The 18454-nt window shown below is 65.8% G+C and carries 15 protein-coding genes; 4 read left to right on the plus strand and 11 right to left on the minus strand.

Annotated features, from left to right (window positions below):
* Positions 1-99: 99 nt before the first annotated feature.
* Both ACK4SV_RS09685 and ACK4SV_RS09690 read right to left on the minus strand, forming a co-directional pair.
* Positions 100-687: an EF-hand domain-containing protein gene (locus ACK4SV_RS09685; RefSeq protein ID WP_409917624.1), complete on the minus strand. Its 588-nt coding sequence runs from the start codon at positions 685-687 to the stop codon at positions 100-102.
* Positions 688-734: 47 nt separating this feature from the next.
* The gene (locus ACK4SV_RS09690; protein ID WP_409917625.1) at positions 735-3446 is read right to left on the minus strand and encodes a bifunctional [glutamine synthetase] adenylyltransferase/[glutamine synthetase]-adenylyl-L-tyrosine phosphorylase; all 2712 of its coding nucleotides are present in this window, start codon (positions 3444-3446) and stop codon (positions 735-737) included.
* Positions 3447-3543: 97 nt separating this feature from the next.
* Between ACK4SV_RS09690 and ACK4SV_RS09695 the strand changes: the two genes are divergently transcribed.
* From ACK4SV_RS09695 to ACK4SV_RS09710, 4 genes are all read left to right on the plus strand, one after another.
* A complete protein-coding gene (locus ACK4SV_RS09695; protein WP_409917626.1) occupies positions 3544-3948 on the plus strand; it encodes a cytochrome c-type biogenesis protein CcmH in 405 nt (134 codons plus the stop codon).
* Between the two features lie 153 nt (positions 3949-4101).
* Positions 4102-5640: a Do family serine endopeptidase gene (locus tag ACK4SV_RS09700; RefSeq protein ID WP_409917627.1), complete on the plus strand. Its 1539-nt coding sequence runs from the start codon at positions 4102-4104 to the stop codon at positions 5638-5640.
* A gap of 62 nt (positions 5641-5702) precedes the next feature.
* Entirely contained in the window at positions 5703-6383 is a 681-nt protein-coding gene (locus tag ACK4SV_RS09705; RefSeq protein WP_409917686.1) for a response regulator transcription factor, read from the plus strand.
* 121 nt (positions 6384-6504) lie between these two features.
* On the plus strand, positions 6505-7944 hold the full coding sequence (locus ACK4SV_RS09710; RefSeq protein ID WP_409917628.1) for a sensor histidine kinase: 1440 nt from the start codon (positions 6505-6507) through the stop codon (positions 7942-7944).
* Here ACK4SV_RS09710 and ACK4SV_RS09715 read toward each other — a convergent pair.
* The 9 genes from ACK4SV_RS09715 to ACK4SV_RS09755 all read right to left on the minus strand — a co-directional run bounded on the left by ACK4SV_RS09715 (position 7913) and on the right by ACK4SV_RS09755 (position 18453).
* Complete coding sequence (locus tag ACK4SV_RS09715) at positions 7913-9826, minus strand: heme lyase CcmF/NrfE family subunit (RefSeq protein ID WP_409917629.1); 1914 nt, start codon at positions 9824-9826, stop codon at positions 7913-7915. The genes ACK4SV_RS09710 and ACK4SV_RS09715 overlap by 32 nt on opposite strands.
* On the minus strand, positions 9823-10248 hold the full coding sequence (locus tag ACK4SV_RS09720; RefSeq protein ID WP_409917630.1) for a cytochrome c maturation protein CcmE: 426 nt from the start codon (positions 10246-10248) through the stop codon (positions 9823-9825). The genes ACK4SV_RS09715 and ACK4SV_RS09720 overlap by 4 nt, the downstream gene beginning before the upstream one ends.
* 54 nt (positions 10249-10302) lie before the next feature.
* The gene (locus ACK4SV_RS09725) at positions 10303-10902 is read right to left on the minus strand and encodes a tetratricopeptide repeat protein (RefSeq protein WP_409917631.1); all 600 of its coding nucleotides are present in this window, start codon (positions 10900-10902) and stop codon (positions 10303-10305) included.
* Positions 10899-12326, minus strand: coding sequence for an ATP-binding protein (locus tag ACK4SV_RS09730; RefSeq protein WP_409917632.1), 1428 nt, complete (start codon positions 12324-12326; stop codon positions 10899-10901). The genes ACK4SV_RS09725 and ACK4SV_RS09730 overlap by 4 nt, the downstream gene beginning before the upstream one ends.
* Before the next feature lie 25 nt (positions 12327-12351).
* The gene (locus tag ACK4SV_RS09735; RefSeq protein WP_409917633.1) at positions 12352-13035 is read right to left on the minus strand and encodes a response regulator transcription factor; all 684 of its coding nucleotides are present in this window, start codon (positions 13033-13035) and stop codon (positions 12352-12354) included.
* Positions 13036-13064: 29 nt separating this feature from the next.
* On the minus strand, positions 13065-13391 hold the full coding sequence (locus ACK4SV_RS09740; protein WP_409917634.1) for a PepSY domain-containing protein: 327 nt from the start codon (positions 13389-13391) through the stop codon (positions 13065-13067).
* A 64-nt stretch (positions 13392-13455) separates the two neighbouring features.
* The gene (locus tag ACK4SV_RS09745; protein ID WP_409917635.1) at positions 13456-13875 is read right to left on the minus strand and encodes a DUF1761 domain-containing protein; all 420 of its coding nucleotides are present in this window, start codon (positions 13873-13875) and stop codon (positions 13456-13458) included.
* Positions 13876-13937: 62 nt separating this feature from the next.
* Positions 13938-14789 carry a DnaJ C-terminal domain-containing protein gene (locus tag ACK4SV_RS09750; RefSeq protein ID WP_409917636.1) on the minus strand — a complete coding sequence of 284 codons (852 nt, stop codon included), beginning with the start codon at positions 14787-14789 and terminating at the stop codon, positions 13938-13940.
* Between the two features lie 37 nt (positions 14790-14826).
* Complete coding sequence (locus tag ACK4SV_RS09755) at positions 14827-18453, minus strand: glycoside hydrolase TIM-barrel-like domain-containing protein (protein WP_409917637.1); 3627 nt, start codon at positions 18451-18453, stop codon at positions 14827-14829.
* Position 18454 lies beyond the last annotated feature (1 nt).

The following is an 18454-nucleotide window of genomic DNA, read 5'->3' on the forward strand; positions in this document are numbered from 1 at the left end:
GGCAGGGTTCTAGCCGAGTCCGGGCCGGAATCCCGAGGGGGAATCGCAGGATTGTCGCGATCACCGCCCCAGCCTTCCGGCCCGCCTCGGGGAGGAGCGCTATTCCGGAGACGTCTTGCCGCGCCATTGGCCACGACGCTCCCGCATCTGTTCCCGCGCGGCAGCAGCCTCTGCAGCTGTCACGACGCCATCATTGTTGGCATCAAGACGCTCGAAACCCTTGATCCGCGCAGCGGTGAACTCGGCGAGGCTCAGCCGGCCATCGTCATCAGTGTCGATTGCGGCCCAGCGCTCGGCTGCGCGTTCGGCCATCTGTTCCCGGCGGGCTTCGCGGCGTTCCGGATCGGCCTGGCGGCGCTCGGTGCGTTCAGCCCGTTGCGGGCGGTCTGGCCGGTTTGCGCGGTCTGCCCGGCGGGACTGCATTTCAGCGCGCTGCGCTTCACGGTGGGCGCGCAACTCGTCCCGGGTCACGAAGCCATCGGAATTGGTGTCGATCTTGGCGAACTGCGCCGCAATCGCGGCTTCGGCTTCTGCACGCGTCACCTGGCCATCGCCATCAGTGTCGAGATGCTTGAAGATATGTCCGTGCGGGCCGGGGCCGCGAGGGCCAAGTTCAGCCTGAGCAACCATCGGCATCGCCAGCGCGAGGGCAGCAAGACCTGCAGCGGCCAGTGTGGATCTTTTCATGTCTGGTCTCCTGTTTCGTCTCCCAGCGCGTATGGAACGGGGAGGCGTCAGGTTTCCGTCGCTGTCAGCTGAAGTTTTTCCGCTGCGAGGGCATGAACACGGGATTTTACCTCGGCGAGCCGGGCCGCCAGCGCCTCAAACCCTTCATCTTCCCCGGCGGCGCGGCAGAAGCGGTTTTTCAGGCCCTCAGGGATATTCGCGAGCGAAGCATCGCCATCGCCGAGCGCAAGGCGCTGTATCTGCTGCAGCGAGGAAAGAAGATTGAGCGCGGCGCGCAAGTAGCACCAGTCCTCGGTCTCCTCAGGCGCGGTGCTTTCATCGGCATCTGCAAGCCCGGACAGGGCAAGCGCCGTCCCGGCACGGATCAGGTCAGGCCGGGCACGGAGCAGCATTTCCTTCTGCACCATGAACTCGATATCGATCAGTCCGCCCTCGGCTGTTTTCAGGTCCCAGAGTCCCTGACCCGGCTTTTCCCGGTAAAGCGTGCGGCGCATATCGGCGATATCGCGCGGGATGGATTTCCTCCTTTCACTGCGCGCGCGGGCGCAGATCGCCTCTGCCGCAATCGCCATCACATCGCGCCCGAGGCTTTCATCGCCGGCCACAGGCCGCAGCCGGGTCAGCGCCATATGCTCCCAGGTCCAGGCCTCCTCGAACTGGTAATGCCGGAAGGCCGGCAGGCTGACGGCCACCGGGCCCGCCCGTCCGGAAGGACGCAGGCGCATGTCGACTTCATAAAGCTCGCCCTCGGCCGTCGGCGCCGTCAGCGCCGTGATGAGCCGCTGCGTGAGGCGCGTGAACCATGTCTGCGCATCGTCCGCCTGCGCATCATAGATCAGGATGATGTCGAGGTCTGAGCCCGCCGTCAGCTCCATCCCGCCGAGTTTCCCCATGGCGAAAATCGCCCACCGTCCGGGCACGGCGCCGTTCCGGCGCGTCGTTTCCGCAACCGCCGCAGCGGCCATGTTGCAAATCGCCTCATCCGCAAGCGCAGTCCATGCCGCAGCCGCTTCATCCGTGGGCAGAAGGCCGTGCAGCAGGCGGTGACCGATCAGGAAACTCTGTTCCCGGTGATACCGGCGCCATGCATCCATCGCCGCATCAAAGGTTGCGCAAGCGGAAACATCCGGCGCGCGCGGGCTTGCATTGCTGACCAGGGATTCCAAGAGGTCCGGCCGGCGCGCAAGGATGCGGGCAAGGCGCGGGGCAAGTGCCAGCGTCGAGACGAGGTCATCCAGAAGGTCCGGTTTCGCGAGCAGCATCGACAGGGTCTGCACGCCGGAGGACAATCCCTCGAAGAAGCGCGAGAACCAGAGGAAGGCCTCATCCGGCTCGCCGGTTGCGCCCATCGCTTTCAGCATCCCCGGCAACAGGGCAGTCAACAGCTCCCGGCCCCGGCCTGTCCGCGTCGCGGGCACGCGGCCCCGGTGCCAGTTGCGGATCGTGTCGATAGCGGCCGGCGCATTGCTGAAACCGAGACGTGACAGGGTTTCGACCGTACCCGGATCATCGTCCACCCCGGTGAAGACGAGATTGCCGAGGTCGTGGCTGGCGGCGACGCGGTCCTCCTGCGCAAACAGCGCATCATACGCCGCCTGCACGCATTTGCGTGTCTCCAGCAGGTCGCGGTCAAACGCGGCGAGGTTTCCATAACCGCAGAGGCTGGCGACAGCCTCCCGCTCTGCCGGATCGGCGGGCACCCTGTGGGTCTGCTCGTCATGGCGCATCTGGATCCGGTGCTCGAGATTGCGCAGGCCATGATAGGCTGCCGTCAGATCATCCGCGACCGGCTTCGCGACTACGCCGGCCTCAACAAGCGCCGCCATCGCGCCCAGCGTTGAGCGATCCCTCAGGGCGGGGTCGCGCCCGCCGAGGATGAGCTGCTGGGTCTGGACAAAGAATTCAATCTCGCGAATGCCGCCCGGCGAGAGTTTCACATCAGGCGAAAGATCAGCGGCGCCGAGCGTGCCGACCTTGGTGTTGATCATCCGCTTGATGGCCTGGATGTCGCCGATCGCCCAATAATCGAGGTTGCGGCGCCAGACGAAGGGAACCATCCGTTCAAGGAAGGCCTGCGCCGCATCCCGGTCACCCGCTGCCGCGCGGCCCTTGATCCAGACCATGCGTTCCCAGTTCTGCCCTTGGCTCTCATAATAGACGTCCGCCATCTCCGCCGATACCGCGACGGGGGTCGATCCTGGGTCGGGGCGCAGGCGCAGGTCCGTGCGGAAAACATATCCGTGCCCGGTCATTTCCTCCATGATCCGCACAGCCTCGCGCACGACGCGCTGCGCCGCGTCGCCCGGATCGCGCGCACCGCCATCGAACCGGCTGCGCTCATAAAAGGCGGCCACATCGATATCGCTTGAATAATTGAGCTCGAACGCCCCCATCTTGCCCAGCGCGATGATGAAGATGCCGGTATCCGTCAGCCCCTTCGCCGCGAGCGCGCCCCGCAGCGCGGCGTCCAGCGCGGCGCCGGCAAAATCCGTCAGGCAGCGGGTGATCTCCGGCATGTCGCGCGTGCCCGACAGGTCTGTGGCCGCGAGCGCGAGATGCGCCTCGGCCTTCGCCTGCCGCAGGGCCGTCATGAGGTCAGCCACCGGCATATCCGGCGCCAGCCCCTCGACCGACTTGAGGGCTGCCCCGAAATCCGTACCCGTACCCCGCTCCGACAAGCGGCGCAGATAGGGCGCATGTGGCGCCGCAGCGGCAAGCGCGCCGGCAGGATCAGAATCAATCGGCGTAATCTGAAGCATTGCCCGAGCCTTAACCGACCCGGCGCGGCGCGACAAATCCGATCAGCGGGGCGCGGGGTCATTCCGTGCCATGCCGGCCTCTGCTAGGAGGTTCAGTGTGAAAGCCCTGCTTGCATCCCTCCTCATCGCGCTCGCCGCAGAAACCCCGCTGGAAGACCCGGCGATGGAAGCGCGCGCCCAGGCGCTGATGCGGGAAGTACGCTGTGTCGCGTGCGAGAACGAGCCCGTCTCCCAATCCACCGCCCCGATCGCAGAAGACATGCGGGTCCGCATTCGCGAAATGGTGGCAGACGGGGCGACCGACAGCGAGATCCGGGCCTGGTTTGTCAGCCGCTATGGTGAATTCGTGTTGTTCCGGCCTGCGGCGCGGGACCCGGCGGGCCTCTTGCTCTGGACGCTGCCCTTTGCCCTCCTGATGGCCGGGCTCACTGCCGGAATCGCCCTCGCCCACCGCCGCAGATCCGGCCCGGCGCCGGAACCGGTGGCCCCGGAAGAAGCCTGAAATCCGGCAATTTCGCTGCCGCAACGCCCGCCAGAAGGCTTTAACAGGCGCGGTTTTCACCTAACTGTCTTTTAATGACCACTCGTTCCGTGGCGCAGCTATGTTCAATCCAATCGCCAGTTCTGGCGTACTTTCAGTGATCTGGAGAACTTGATGAGCAAATTCGGGGTTTCAGCCCAGGCGCTGGTCGCAGCCGCCGTCGGCGCTGTCATCATGGGCGGGGTGGTTGCCGCACCGAAATTCTTTGCTCCTGAGGCCCGGGCACAGGCGATCGCCATTCAGGCTCCCCCCGGCGCACCGATGAGCTTTGCGGACCTGATCGAGCGGGTGGAGCCTGCGGTCGTGAGCGTCAATGTCATCTCGACTCAGGAAATCGGCCGGAATGCCGAGATGGAGGAGCTGCTCGAGAATTTCAGGGGAATGCCTGGCCTCGAAGAGTTCTTCCGCCAGCGCCGCTCCCCGCAGGAAACGCCTCGGACACGCGAGGCCCGCTCGCTGGGCTCCGGTTTCTTCATTTCCGAGGACGGGCTGATCGTCACCAACCATCACGTGATCGACCGGGCGACGCAGATCCAGGTCGTGCTGCATGACGGGCGCGAGATCGAGGCTGAACTGGTCGGATCGGACCAGCAGACTGACCTCGCCGTGCTGCGCGTCAAGACGCCGGGCAAGTATCCGTTCGTGCGCTTCGGCAATTCCCGCAACATGCGCAAGGGCGACTGGGTCGTCGCGCTCGGCAATCCCTTCGGCCTCGGCGGCACAGCCACCGCCGGCATCCTGTCCGCCGACAATCGCGAGCTGGGCGGCGGCAGCCCCTATACCGATTTCCTGCAGATCGACGCCTCCATCAATCGCGGCAATTCCGGCGGCCCGACCTTTGACCTTCATGGCAATGTGATTGGCGTGAACTCGCAGATCCTGTCGCCGACCGGTGGCTCGGTGGGCATCGGCTTTGCGATCCCGGCCGAACTCGCCCGGGAAGTCACCGACACGCTGATCCAGAGCGGGCGTGTTTCGCGCGGCTGGCTGGGTGTCGTGATCCGCGACCTGCCGACGGATTTTGCAGAAGCCCTCGGCATTCCCGGCACGAAGGGCGCCCTCATCGCTGAGGTGACAGGCGGCAGCCCGGCTGAACGGGCGGGCCTGCGCCGGAATGACATAATCCTCGGCGTCAATGGCCAGCAGGTTACCGATGCAACGACCACGACCCGGCTTGTTGGCCGGCTCGTCGCCAACACGTCGAACCGGTTCGAGATTGTCCGCGACGGCCAGACCCAGACCATCAACGTGGTTGTCGGCGAGCGTCCGGATGATCCGAATGCTGCGTCCGGCCTCCAGCCCGCACCGGGAACCCCGCGCGGGCAAGGCGAAACACCCACGACGCCCGGGACACTTCTTGAGCCGTTCGGGGCCCGCCTGTTGCCGATGACACCCGAAGTGCGCGAACGCCTCGGCCTGCGGGCGGGTGATACCGGCCTGTCGATCATGGAAATCGTCCCCGATGGCCTGTTTGCAAAGGCAGGCCTTGAGGCTGGCATCGTGATCCTCGAGGCGAATGGCCGGCCGGTGCCGACCGTCGAGGCGTTCAACCGCGTCGTGGTCGAGGCCCGCGCGGCCAACCGCCAGAAGATCCTGCTGGCGCTCCGCGTCGGCCAGATCACCAATTACCGGACAGTAGACCTTCCAGGCTGAAGTTGAGGAGACAAGTGGTGGAGACGATCATGGCCGAGAGCCCGCAAATCGAAACGGACGCCCTGAATGTGCTCGTCATCGAGGACGATCTGGAAATGGCCCGGTTCATCGAAAAGGTGCTGGTCGATGCCGGCCACTCGGTTGAATGCGTGCATGACGGATCGGCCGGACTGACGCGGGCCCGGGCAACCAGCTTTGACGCTCTGGTCGTCGACCGGATGCTGCCGGAAAAGGACGGCCTGACCCTGCTGCAGGAATTCCGCGCAGCCGGCGGCACAACCCCGGCCCTGTTCCTGTCCGCGCTGAGCGATGTTCAGAACAAGGTGCAGGGCCTGAAGGCCGGCGCGGAGGATTATCTCGCCAAGCCGTTTGCCCCGGCTGAGCTCGCCGCGCGGGTCGAGGCACTAGGCCGCCGGCAGCCCGCCGGAGAAGGCCCCGTCACCGTGCTGCGCACCGGCGACCTCGAAATGAACCTCCTGAGCCGCAAGGTCACCCGCGCCGGCAAGAAGATCGACCTTCAGCCGCGGGAATTCCGCCTGCTGGAATACCTGATGCGCCATGCCGGCCAGGTCGTGACGCGGACGATGCTGCTCGAAAAGGTCTGGGACTATAATTTCGACCCGCAGACCAATGTCATCGATGTCCACATCTCCCGGCTCCGGGCGAAGATCGACAAGGAATTCGGCGAACCGATGCTCCAGACGGTCCGGGGTGCAGGCTACCGGCTTCAGGCACAGGTCTGAGCATTTGACGTTTCGGGGCCGCGCTGGCACCTAACCGGACATGAAGCCGTTGTTACGCTTGCCCGCGCGCGTGGCCGCATGGCTGCCGGATCCGGCGCTGTGGAGGCGTCTGGCTGACTTTTTGTCCCGCTTACTGCCAAGCCCTGAAACCCGCCAGAAGCTCGCCAAGACCCTTCCGGTCTTCATCCGGACGACCACGTTCAAGCTGACGATCCTGTATTCAGCGACGATTGCAGCCTTCTCCGGCGCGCTTCTGATTTATCTATATTATTCAACAGTCTACCACATTCAGGCCGAATCAGAAAACCGGATCACGGTCGAGTTCGAACAACTCTCCAATGCCTATGCGGCGGGCGGGATGGAGCGCCTCAGCCAGGCCGTGTTCGAGCGGATGACGCTCTCCGGATCGCCCTTCTTCTATTACCTTGAGGATTCTTCGGGGCGGAAGCTCGCGGGGCATTTCTTTCAGCTCCCCGGTGAGGCGCCAGAGGTCGGATCGCGCACGGTTTATTTCGATTTTGCGCAGCCGCAATCGGACGGAACCGTCGTGTCCCGCCTCGCGGCCGGGCGGATCGTCCGCCTGCGTGACAATGGCGGCGCGCTGCTCGTGGCCTTCGATGCCGCTCAGCAAACCTTCGTGGTCAGCCGGATACGGGATGCGGTTTTCGTTGCGGTGCCGATCGGGCTGATCCTGTCGCTGGCCGGCGGCCTGCTGATCTCACGGGGCGCTGCCCGGCGGGCGGATGAACTTGCAAAGACCACCGAAGCGGTCATGGGCGGGGAGCTTGGCCGCCGGATGCCCGTACGCGGCACAGGCGACGAGTTTGACCGGCTCGCCCAGCGCCTCAATGACATGCTCGACCAGATCCAGACCCTCGTCGAAGCCTCGCGTCATACCGGAGACTCCATCGCGCACGACCTGCGCTCGCCGCTGACGCGCCTGCGCAACCGGCTGGAACTCGCCCTCAGCCAGCCGATGTCGGAAGAAGCGGCAAACGAAACGCTCGAAACCACGCTCGCCGAAGTCGACCGGGTCCTCGATACTTTCAATGCCATCCTGCGCCTTGCCCGCCTCGATGCCGGCTCGGAAGGCTCACGGGTTCGCATGGATCTTAGCGGCCTAGCCGAAGAACTGGCCGAGTTGTTCGAGCCCGCCTGCGAGGAAGCGTCGCTCGGCTTCCGCAGCCAGATCGCCCGCGGCTTGACGGTGCTGGGCGACAGGGACCTGATTGCACAGGCGATCGCCAACCTTCTCGACAATGCCGTCAAATATACGCCCGCAGGCGGCCATATCCGTTTTGTCGTTGCGCGCGGCCCGGATGGACAGATCGACCTGACGGTCACGGATACCGGCCCGGGAATCCCGGAAAGCGAGCGGGCCCGCGTGACCCGGCGTTTCCACCGCCTCGATTCGGCCCGCACCCAGCCGGGATCGGGGCTCGGCCTGTCTCTGGTGGAGTCGGTCGCGCAGATGCATGGCGGCCAGCTGATTCTCGGGGACGGCGATGGGCCGGCGGATTGCCCCGGCCTTATGGCGACGCTTCGGTTGCCTCGGGCCTGACCTGCCGGCGCCCCGGCCAAAGCGCAAGGAAGCCGCCGAGGCCGGCCAGCGTCATGCCGAGGAACAGCACATCGACCAGAGGGTTGAAATAAACCCGGAATATCCAGCGGGCCTCGCCATTCACTTCGCGCTGTTCCCCCAGCGCGGTGTAGAGATCGCCGGCCAGGGTCTTGTGGATCGCTGTCTCTGTCGTCGGCATCATGGCGGCTGGATAGAACCGCTTCATGGGCATCAGCGTCGTCGAGGATGCCCCGCGGCGCGCGGTCAGCACCGCCTTGTCGGCATACCAGTTCGGCCCTTCGATGGCGCGCACTTCCTCGAGTGTCAGCGTCCAGCCAGCAACCGTGCCGCTGCCGCCCGGTACGAGTGCGAGCGTTGCCTCATTCCGTCCGCTCGTTTCAACGACTGCCCCGATGACGAACAGGCCAAGTCCCAGATGCGCCAGCGTCATGCCCCAGACGCGGCGCGGCAAACGGAACACCCGGCCCGGCGTGATCGCGCGGCGGAAGAGTTCAGCAATGGCGCCAAAGACCAGCCAGCCCCCCAGCGCGACGCCGAAGGCTGCGCCGAGCGGTATGCTGAATATGCCGGAGCCGAGCAGCATGAACGCCGCCGTCACACCGCCGCCGATCAGCGCCCAGCGGGTCCATCCCGACAGGTCCGCCTTGCCCCAGGCCCAGGCCTGCACAATCGGCATGACGATCAGGATCAGCACCATGATCGGTACGAAGGTGAGGTTGAAATAGGGCTCGCCGACCGAGATCGTCCGCCCGAATGCCTCGGCGATCAGCGGGAACAGCGTGCCGAGGAGCACCGTGAGCGTTGCGACGATGAAGACGATATTGTTCGCCATCAGCGCGCCTTCGCGGCTCTGCAGGATCCACGGCTTGCCGCCGGCGATGGAGGGCGCCCGCAGCGCAAACAGGCCGAGCGCAAAGCCGCCATAGACCAGGAGGCCGATCAGAAGCAGCGTCCCGCGCTCGGGGTCCACCGCGAAAGCGTGCACGGAGGTAAGGATACCTGAGCGCACGAGGAAGGCGCCCAGGATGGAAAACAGGAAGGCCAGCACCGCCAGCAGAGCGGTCCAGGCCGCAAAACTCTCGCGTTTTTCGGTGACGATCACGGAATGGAGCAGCGCTGCGCCGATGAGCCACGGCATCAGCGAGGCGTTCTCCACCGGGTCCCAGAACCACCATCCGCCCCAGCCAAGCTCGTAATAGGCCCAGTAGGAGCCAAGCGCGATGCCAAGGGTGAGCGGGGCAAAGGCGGCCAGCGACCAGACGCGGGCCTCCTTCGCCCAGACCCGGTCGATGCGGCCTTCCATCAGGCCGGCTGCAGCAAGGGCAAAGACAAAGGAATAGCCGACATAGCCGAGATACAGCATCGGCGGATGCAGCGCGAGGGCCGGATCCTGCAGCAGCGGGTTCAGCCCGGACCCCTGGAAGGGCGCGGGATCGAGCCGCAGATAGGGCGAGGAGGCAAAAAGGAGGTAAGCGAGCGAGCCGACGGCAAGCAGGCCCTGAATGCCGAGCGCGCGGGCCTCGAACGTGTCCCGCCCCGTGCGCATCAGCGCGGCGGCAACGGCGCCGAAGCCGATGGTGACGAGGCACCAGAGCGCCATCGAACCCTCATGGTTTCCCCAGGTTCCGGCGAATTTGTAGATCATCGGCTTCAGCGTATGAGAGTTTGCCGCCACCAGCAGGACCGAGAAGTCCGAGCGCATGAACGCGTAGATCAGTGTCAGGAAAGACAGCCCCATCGCGGCAAAGGCGGCGATGGCGAGCAGGCCGGCCACCCGCCGCTCTCCCTTCAGGCCAAGCACGCCCTGCGCCAGCGACAGGCCGAGCGCGAGGAAGGCCAGGAAATGACCGGCCTCGATCATCCGCCCGCCTCGAGCGGCTTCAACTCGCGCGGCTGGTAGTTTTCATCATGCTTGGCCAGCAGGATCCGCGCGGTGAACTCGCCCTCCTCGCTGAACCGGCCCGTGGCAACGACGCCCTGGCCCTCGCGGAACAGATCCGGCGCAACGCCGGTGAAATTCACGGTGATCGTGTGCGGGCTGTTGTCGATCACGGTGAAGCGCATGGTCGTGCCGTCACCGATATAGGTCAGCGTGCCCGGCTCTACCCAGCCGCCGACCTTCACTTCTCGCTCTGGCGCGGGAAGGCCTTTTTCCGCAAGGATTTCAGGTGTGTAGAACAGGTTCGCATTCTCCCGCAGCGCAAAGAACGCGAGCAGGCAGGCCGCCAGCACGAGCAGGGCAGCAATTCCGAATGAATAAAGCCGGCGGGTTCGGGCGCGCATGATACGAGGTATAGGGCGACCCGGCCCGGTTGGGGAGTGCGGCAGATGCGGCGCTTACTCGCCCGGCGCTTCTGCCTCGCCGTCACCGATGGCCTCGATCATCGGGCGGAAGCGTTCGCGGCGGGGGTCGTCTTCGGGCAGGCGGGTATAGATGTAGCGCATCGCCTGACGGGCGCGGACTTCGTCGCCGGCCTGGGCAGCGCCCATCGCCGCGCGCATCCCGGCGGCGACCTGTGTTTCATCCAGCTGGTAGGCGCGGGCATAGAGACGGGTGGCATCCGGCCCTATGCTGCCGTCGCCGGACATGACCAGCACATCGGCCAGCGAGATCAGCGCGGGCACGAAATCCGCATTGCGCCGGAGGGCTGACTGATACGCACGAATCGCATCATCGCCCCGGCCCTGCGCGCGCAGAAGCTCGCCAATGAAGTAATGCGGCTCCGGCGCCTCCGGCTGGTCGCGCACGGATTGTTCGAGGCGCGAGAGCATTTCCGAATGCGTGAGGGAATTGGGATCGGTGCGGATCTTTTCCGCCAGCGCCGCCTGCCGCGCGCTCATCGGCTGGTCTGCCATGCCGGGCCGGCCGAGCGCGATGTATCCGCCGGCGGCCAGCAGGACGCAGCCTGAAATCACAATCGTATTCAACTTCATCATGGCCTCGGAAACCTAAGGCTCGCCTTCAAGCCGCCAAGGGCAGCGTCGCCGAGTTCGAGGCTGCCCTTATGCAGCTCCGCAAGCTCAGTGACAATCGAAAGCCCCAGCCCGGTGCCCGGCGTCGTCTCATCGAGGCGCACCCCGCGCTTCAGCGCGCCTTCGCGCTGCTCCGGCGTCAGGCCCGGGCCGTCATCCTCGACCGTGATGACCAGCGCCTGCGGCGTATCGGTGAGCGTGACGCGCACTTCGCTGCGGGCCCATTTGCAGGCATTCTCCATCAGATTGCCGGCCATCTCCTCGAAATCCTGCTGCTCGCCGCGAAAGATCGCACGCGCGCTGCCCTCGACGGTCACTTCGATCCCGCGCGCATCGAAGAGACGATTGAGCATCCGCGCAAGACCGTCGAGCACCGGGCGAATATCCGTGCGCGCGCCAATCGCCTCGGCCCGCGCCGCCATGCGGGCGCGTTTCAGGTAGTGCTCGACGTTCGTCTGCATCGCCTCTGACTGGCGGCGCACCACATCATCAAGCTGGGTCTGCCCCTTCGCCTCGTTTCGCAGCACGGCCAGCGGTGTCTTCAGCGCGTGGGCGAGGTTGCCCACATGCATCCGCGCGCGCTCCACAACCTCCCGGTTATGCTCGATCAGCTTGTTGAGCTCCTCCGTCAACGGACGAACCTCTGCAGGGTAGTCGCCTGAGAGCTTCTGTGTCTCGCCCTCGCGGACCTTGGCGACATCCGCTTCGAGACGGCTCAGCGGATTGAGGGAATAGCGAACCGCCAGCAGCATGGCCGCGAACACCCCGCCAAACAGCGCAACCATCGTGCCGATCAGCAGGTTGCGAAAGCGGGTCGTTGCTTCATCATTCGGGGTGCGGTCTGCGGCGGCCACAAGGACCAGCGGCGTTGCGCGGTTCTCGACGATGATCGACCGGGCCGCCACGCGCGAGCGCTGTTCGGCCGGGCCCGGAAAGTTCGAGTACTGCGTAATGCCGGGCATCCTCGCCACGCGCGCGATCAGCTCCGGTGTCGCCGGCACCGGCTCGTCCCAGAGGCTGCGGGAGCGGAAGTCGGCTGCGATCTCAAACTCCGGCGTAACCCCGACCACGGCCCAGTAATATCCGGAATATTGCGTCTGGAACCGCGCATCGCTCGCAAGAATCGCCCGTCCGGTATCGGTCACGCGGCCATCCGGCAGGAAGGCATCTTCGCGCGTCAGCTCGCGCGAGAGGGTCACGAGCGTCTGCTCCAGGTCCTCGTCGATCAGGGACAGCGTCTGCGCCCTGTAGACTGCCGATAGCGCAATGGCCCCGCCAATCAGCACAATCAGGCCCCAGATGGCCGCCGCTATCATCACGCGCCGCGCAAGCGACACGCTGGACCAGCGGTCATTCAGGCTTCGCTTCGGGACAGGCGCCTCGCTCATCGAGGCGGTTTAGCGCAGCGCTGCCTCATCCGGCAACGCGCGCTTCCTCGTCCGGCACGATCAGGCGGTAGCCGAGCCCGCGCTCGGTCTGGATCCGGTCCTGGCCGATCTTGCGGCGCAGGCGGCCGATGAACACCTCGATCGTGTTGGAATCGCGGTCGAAGTCCTGATCATAGATATGCTCGACCAGCTCCGTCCGCGGTACGACCCGGCCCTGATGGTGCATCAGGTAAGACAGCACTCGGTATTCGTGCGCGGTGAGTTTCACCGGCTCGCCATTCACCGTGGCGCGGGCCGCGCGGGTATCCACCATCAGCTTGCCGGCCTCCAGCGTCGCCGCCGTATGGCCCGCCGCCCGGCGCAGGAGCGCACGGAGCCGCGCCAGCAGCTCCTCAGTGATGAAGGGCTTGGTGAGGTAATCATCCGCGCCGGCATCGAAGCCGGAAACCTTCTCGCTCCACTGGTCGCGGGCGGTCAGGATCAGCACCGGGAAGATCTTGCCCTCCTTGCGCCAGCTTTTCAGCACGCTGACCCCATCGATCTTCGGCAGGCCGAGATCGAGGATCACCGCGTCATAGGGCTCGGTCTCGCCCAGGAACTGGCCATCCTCGCCGTCTGCGGCAAGGTCCACCGCATAGCCGGACTGGGACAGCACGTCCGCCAGCTGGCGCCGCAGGTCCGCATCATCTTCAACGACCAGAATTCTCATCAGGGTCTCCTAATCATCCTTGTCCGGTATCAGCCGCCGCGGCGGCCTGTGACCTGGCCCGTCTGGGCATCGACCGTGAACTGCACCTTGCGGCCATCCTCGGTCATCCAGTCAATCTCATAATAGGTGGAGCCGTCGCCGCGCGAATAGAGCTCGGCGCCAAGCTGGTAGCCGCCATGATCGCGGCGCAGGTTCTGGAAAATGCGGCTGAGGGGCACGGTCTTGCCCTCGCGCACTGCTTCGCGCGCCTGGCCCGGCGAGAACTGGTTCGTCCAGGGATTGGACTGCCCTTGCGCCGAAGCGAAGGAGGTCGCCGACAGGGCGGCAAGGGCAAGGAGGGCAAGCGTGCGTTTCATGATGCCGGGTATGCGGGCGAGGCTCTGAACATGAAGTGAATGATACGATTCAGCTGCAGTCACCCTAGCGCCAGCCGCCGATGATCGCACCGGCAATCAGCATACCGAGCAGCAGATGCACACCATCCATCACCATAAGACCAATCTTTTCAGGGCTGTAGACAAAGGAATAGAGACGAACAGGCATCGCAATGAAGAACCAGAGCTGGAAGGCGAGCACCAGCCCCGCCGCCAGAGTGTCCACCCGCGCGAGCTTGAACAGGATGGCAAGGCCAATGGCTGTCAGAATCGGCATGACGGGCGAGACCGCCATTTTCCACATATGCGGGCGCAGCTGCTCTTTGTCGTAGCCTGCCAGCTTCAGCCACAACCCCGTAAACACCAGCCCGTAAATCAGAAACCCGACCGCATAGATTGCCCCTGCCGCAGCAAGGACCGCCAGCCAGTTGTCGCCGGCGATGTTTGTCATGTCCGATGGCGGCATGCATCCCTCCCCAGAGACCATGCCGGGATGCTATTCCCAAGCCGGGGCGAAGTCGAGCGCGCTCAGCGCCCCTCCGCCCAGCGGCGCAGGCCCTCATCCTTCGGGTCTGACAGGACGATTTCCAGCCGGACATAGAGGTCCCCCGGCGGGCTCACCTGCACGCCCTTGCCCTTCAGGCGAAGCTGGCCGCCTGTGTTCGATCCCGCCGGAATCTTCAATGACACCGTGCCGGACGGCGTGCGGACATCGACGCTGCCGCCGACAATCGCGGTCTTCAAGTCAACCGGCAACGCCATGCGCAGATGATTGCCGTCCCGCGTCCAGATCGTGCTCGGCTGGACCTCGACCTCGAGCAGCGCATCCCCGGGCGGTCCGCCAGAGGGCGAGGGCTGGCCCTGGCTCTTCAGCCGCAGGGATTGCCCGCTCGTGATGCCCGCCGGGATGTTCACCTCCAGCGCGCTGCCATCCGCCATCGTCATCCGGCGGCGTGCGCCATTGACCGCATCCTCAAAGGAGATCTCTACCCGGTACCTTACGTCCCGGCCCTTCATCGGCCCGGGGCCCCGGCGGCGGCCGCCGCCAAACATGCCGCCAAGGATATCCTCGAACGGATCGCCCTGCGCGCCGAACGGGCTGCCGCCGCGGCTGTCCCAGCGATATCCCTCTTCGCCGCCCGGAAAACCGCGCGGATTGCCCTCGCCGTCGATTTCGCCGCGATCGAATTTCGCGCGCTTTTCCTTGTCGCCGAGGATGTCAAAGGCGGCCGACGCGCGTTTGAATTCTTCCGCCTTGGCGGCATCATTCGGGTGCAGGTCAGGGTGCAGCGCCTTGGCCCGGGCGCGGTAGGCTTTCTTGATCTCGGCTTCGCTGGCCGTGCGCGGCACACCCAGCACCTGATAGGGATCCAGCGCCACCCGGGGGCTCCTGTTCCGGTTCGAGTCGTCGTCGACGCTACAGGTAAGGCGAACCGGCGCGGATTGAAAGCCATGGGCCCCTGCGGCCATCCGGCCCGATCTCGGCAATGCGCACCGCTTCAGCCCCTTCCGGCCAGTCCGCCTCCGGTTCGTCAAGCAACTGGGCTGTGCCGAAGCCCTCTCCGGCATCGCTTTCGAGTGCATATCGCCGGGCCGCCACCGGGTCTGGCAGGTCCCAATTGTCGGGAACGTCCGGGCCGCGCGGGGCCCAGCGGACCCGGCCTGCCCCGGCCGGCAAGGGCGCGGGCCTCCAGGGGAGCCCCGCCCGGTCCTCGAACACCGCCTCCACCAGATCGCCGAGCCCCTCAGCCCGCCAGAGGAGGTTTACGCCTGCCTCCAGCGGCCCGGACCGGACCCGCTTTACAGCAGGGTCGATCCATACGAGGCGTGCGCCCACGGCGGCTGCGCCGCTTGGCCGGCCAGACTGGCCGCGCAAGAGCCCGCTCAGGCGCCACCGCTCCGGCCCCACAAGCTCAGCCTGCCGGAACTGGATGAGCTCCCATCCTTCCAGCGTTTCGAGCAATGCTGCATTGCCCCCGCCCAGCACCGCCAGCGGCGGCAGCGACTGCAGCCCGCCGCCCGGCAGGTCGATGACGATTGCAGCAGCCTCATCCCAGCGCCCCTCCGGTCCAGCAGACACCGGCTCGGCGAGCCAGCCGATCACCGCTGGCTTTTCCAGCCGGACCCGCTCTGTCAGGGACTCCAGCGACGCGCCGGCGAGTATTGTCACTTCGCCCGACCAGGGCTCGGCCCACGCCGCCACAAGAGGTCCGCCAACCCGCGGTGCCTCCGGCAGCGCGGGCGCATCCATCACCATGAGTTCGATGCCGCCATAGACCGGCGCGGGCGGCGGCGCGCGCCCGATACCCGCCGCCCGCGCCCCTGCAGGGCGCGCGGTATCCTGCACCAGTGACAGTGCCCGCGCCGCGCCCGCATCCCTTGTCTCATGAACCCTGAAGACCGCCCCGTCTCCCAACCGCACCCGGTCGCCGGGTTCGATCGCTGCGCCGGACAAGCCAAGGCCAATCTCCGCTCCGGAAGGCACGGCGGCCTGTTCCAGCAATGCCGCAGCAACCGCCTCAGCCCGCGCCGCGGAGAAGCGCATCGGCAAGGCGATATCAGTTACCAGCCGCGCATCGCCTGCGCCGCGGCGCGCCTCGGCGATGGCGGGCTGATAGTCCTTGTCCGGATCGATATAGGCAAGGCGCAGCCGCTCCGGCGACTTGTCCATGAGTTGCCGCGTCCGGATGATACCGGGCTCTGTCAGCGCGGCCGGATCGAGGTCAACTGGCACTGCATCGCCCATCTGGAAGACCAAGCCATCCGGCCGTTCTGCCACGTCGAAGCCATAGGCTGCACGCAAAGGCTCCAGCGCCGCGCGCACCGAATGCACGCCGTCCAGCCGGTAGCCCTCCACAATGCCGTCGAGCCGCCGCACATCTGCGCCCTCAATGCCGGCCCGCGCACAGATGTCCGCAACCACAGCCGACAGCGGCGCAAGGCCCTCGCGGCCGTTCAGCCAGTGCCCCCGGTTCCAGTTCTCGCCATCTGACCAGATGTCCGCCCGCAGCGGCCAGGCCGGAAAGGGCCGCCCGTCCCACGCCCAGACATAGGCCGCCTCGACAATCGGACTTTCCTCGAACACGGGCAGCACCGCCGCAAGCGCCCGGCGCTGGTACACATCATCCCGCTCGCCCGTCGAAAAAGGCGGCAGCGCGCTCTCCGTGCTTTTCGGATCGAAAAACAGGTTGGGCGCATTGCCTCCCTTGTCGACCGCAGCAAACCCGATCTCGGACAATCGCACCGGCTTCATCCCCGGCGTCCAGCCGGTCGGCTCGCTTGCCCGCACGCCGCCTGGCCGGGGATGATGAAGATTGCCGGACCATCCGGAAAGATCCTTTACCCGGAACACCCAGCCCTCACCATGCGCCGTATCAATGATAGGTGTTCGGACCTGTCCGGTGCGGGCTGCATCATCCGCATAGAACCAGTCAAAGCCTTCCCCGCCCTCTATCTGGCTTGTGAGATATTCCGGGTCATCTGCTGCGCTGAAGCCGGCCAGCGCATCTGCGTGATCTGTCCCTGCGCGCCAGTCTCCCAGCGGCGGATACCAGTCGATGCCGACGAAATCGACCGCCGGATGCGCCCACAGCGCGTCCAGCGGAAACAGGACATCCCCGCTATCGTCCGCCGGCACATACGCGCCATACTCTGTCCAGTCCGCCGCATAGGAGACATTCGCCGCCGTAAGGATCGCTTTCACCTCCGCCGCGAGCGCACACAGCGCCTCCACATACGGAAATGCGCCTTCCGCATCGCGCACGCGCGTCAGCCCGCGCATCTCGCTGCCGATCAGGAACGCTTCCACCCCGCCGGCCTCTGCCGCAAGGGCGGCATGATGCAGGATAAACCGGCGATAACCCTCCGCCCTGTGAACAAAATCATCGATATCTGATCGCGCAGACGCAGACCCATCTTCCGCCACAGTTATCCGCCCGCGCCAGGGAAATCCCGGCGCATCCATCAGCAGGAAGGGTGTCAGCGTCACCTGGTATCCGCGCGCCTTCAGTTCACGGATGGCCTGCACGACACAGGCATCAGACGGCGTTCCGCCATAGCTCGCAATGCCCGCCTCATCACGCGAAATCAGATACGCCCCGGCGCGCGTTTCGCCCGCCACCTGCCAGCTCCGGGGCGCAGTGATCCGCACCCGCGTCTCGACGCCTGGCCGGATCAGGCAGTCGGCGGCATCAAGGCTCGACCCGAACCAGCCGACATTCAGCGCAACATGCGACGTTCTTGGAAGACCTTCCCGCAACTGATCCAGCGAAACGACAAAATCCGCGCGCGCCTCTCCCGAGTTCGCATTCAGCGGCCGCTCCCGCCCCGGAGACTGGCGTTCCCGGATGATCTCGGTCGCGTAAACAAACTCTCCGGACGCCGGAATTATATTCACCCCTGTCACCACCGCGCCTAGCCCCGGCTCCCCATCTCCGGGTGGCACACGGACAATCTCGAAGGAAAGCTGCGGAATCCTGTTTCCGAACGCCTCCAACGGCAGGTCCTCGAATACGACATAGGCAGTCCCGCGATACGCGGGCGCGGCGCCCTCGATCATCTCAATCAGCGGATCCGGCGGCTGGTCTTCTTCCCCGCCATAGATCCGGCAGCTGACGCGCGACAGGTCGAATGGCTCACCATTCGCCCAGGCCCGCTGCACGCGAACGCCCGGTCCTTCGCCCAGCGCAACCGCAAAGCTGACGGTGTAGGCATACTCGTTGGCCCGGCCCGACCCTTTGCCGCCCGACCGTCCCCTTCGTGCCTCCCGGAACCGCGAGGCCCAGATCAGGTATCCCGCAACCCGCATCCGGCCGTAGACGGAGGGAACGCCTGACCCTTCTGCAGCCTCCATCACATGCAGCACCGGAATCCTCGGCCCTTCCGCTGGGCCGGCAAGATACCGGTTCAGCGCGCCGGCCGCGAGCGATCCTGCAGCCCGGCCAATCGCGGCGCCCGAAATGGTCCGCCCAAGCAGGGTGACACCCGTCGGCAGGAGCCTTTGTCCAATGGCTGCGCCGATCTCTGTAAGGATGATTTCTGCCATG

This window comes from Hyphomonas sp., from assembly GCF_046313735.1.
Classification (GTDB): domain Bacteria; phylum Pseudomonadota; class Alphaproteobacteria; order Caulobacterales; family Hyphomonadaceae; genus Hyphomonas.

What these genes read in the sequence shown, in the direction of transcription:
- ACK4SV_RS09685 (WP_409917624.1), bottom strand. Translation starts at nt 687, where the DNA reads ATGAAAAGATCCACACTGGCCGCTGCAGGTCTTGCTGCCCTCGCGCTG.
- ACK4SV_RS09690 (WP_409917625.1), bottom strand. Translation starts at nt 3,446, where the DNA reads ATGCTTCAGATTACGCCGATTGATTCTGATCCTGCCGGCGCGCTTGCC.
- ACK4SV_RS09700 (WP_409917627.1), top strand. Translation starts at nt 4,102, where the DNA reads ATGAGCAAATTCGGGGTTTCAGCCCAGGCGCTGGTCGCAGCCGCCGTC.
- ACK4SV_RS09715 (WP_409917629.1), bottom strand. Translation starts at nt 9,826, where the DNA reads ATGATCGAGGCCGGTCATTTCCTGGCCTTCCTCGCGCTCGGCCTGTCG.
- ACK4SV_RS09720 (WP_409917630.1), bottom strand. Translation starts at nt 10,248, where the DNA reads ATGCGCGCCCGAACCCGCCGGCTTTATTCATTCGGAATTGCTGCCCTG.
- ACK4SV_RS09725 (WP_409917631.1), bottom strand. Translation starts at nt 10,902, where the DNA reads ATGATGAAGTTGAATACGATTGTGATTTCAGGCTGCGTCCTGCTGGCC.
- ACK4SV_RS09730 (WP_409917632.1), bottom strand. Translation starts at nt 12,326, where the DNA reads ATGAGCGAGGCGCCTGTCCCGAAGCGAAGCCTGAATGACCGCTGGTCC.
- ACK4SV_RS09735 (WP_409917633.1), bottom strand. Translation starts at nt 13,035, where the DNA reads ATGAGAATTCTGGTCGTTGAAGATGATGCGGACCTGCGGCGCCAGCTG.
- ACK4SV_RS09740 (WP_409917634.1), bottom strand. Translation starts at nt 13,391, where the DNA reads ATGAAACGCACGCTTGCCCTCCTTGCCCTTGCCGCCCTGTCGGCGACC.
- ACK4SV_RS09745 (WP_409917635.1), bottom strand. Translation starts at nt 13,875, where the DNA reads ATGCCGCCATCGGACATGACAAACATCGCCGGCGACAACTGGCTGGCG.
- ACK4SV_RS09755 (WP_409917637.1), bottom strand. Translation starts at nt 18,453, where the DNA reads ATGGCAGAAATCATCCTTACAGAGATCGGCGCAGCCATTGGACAAAGG.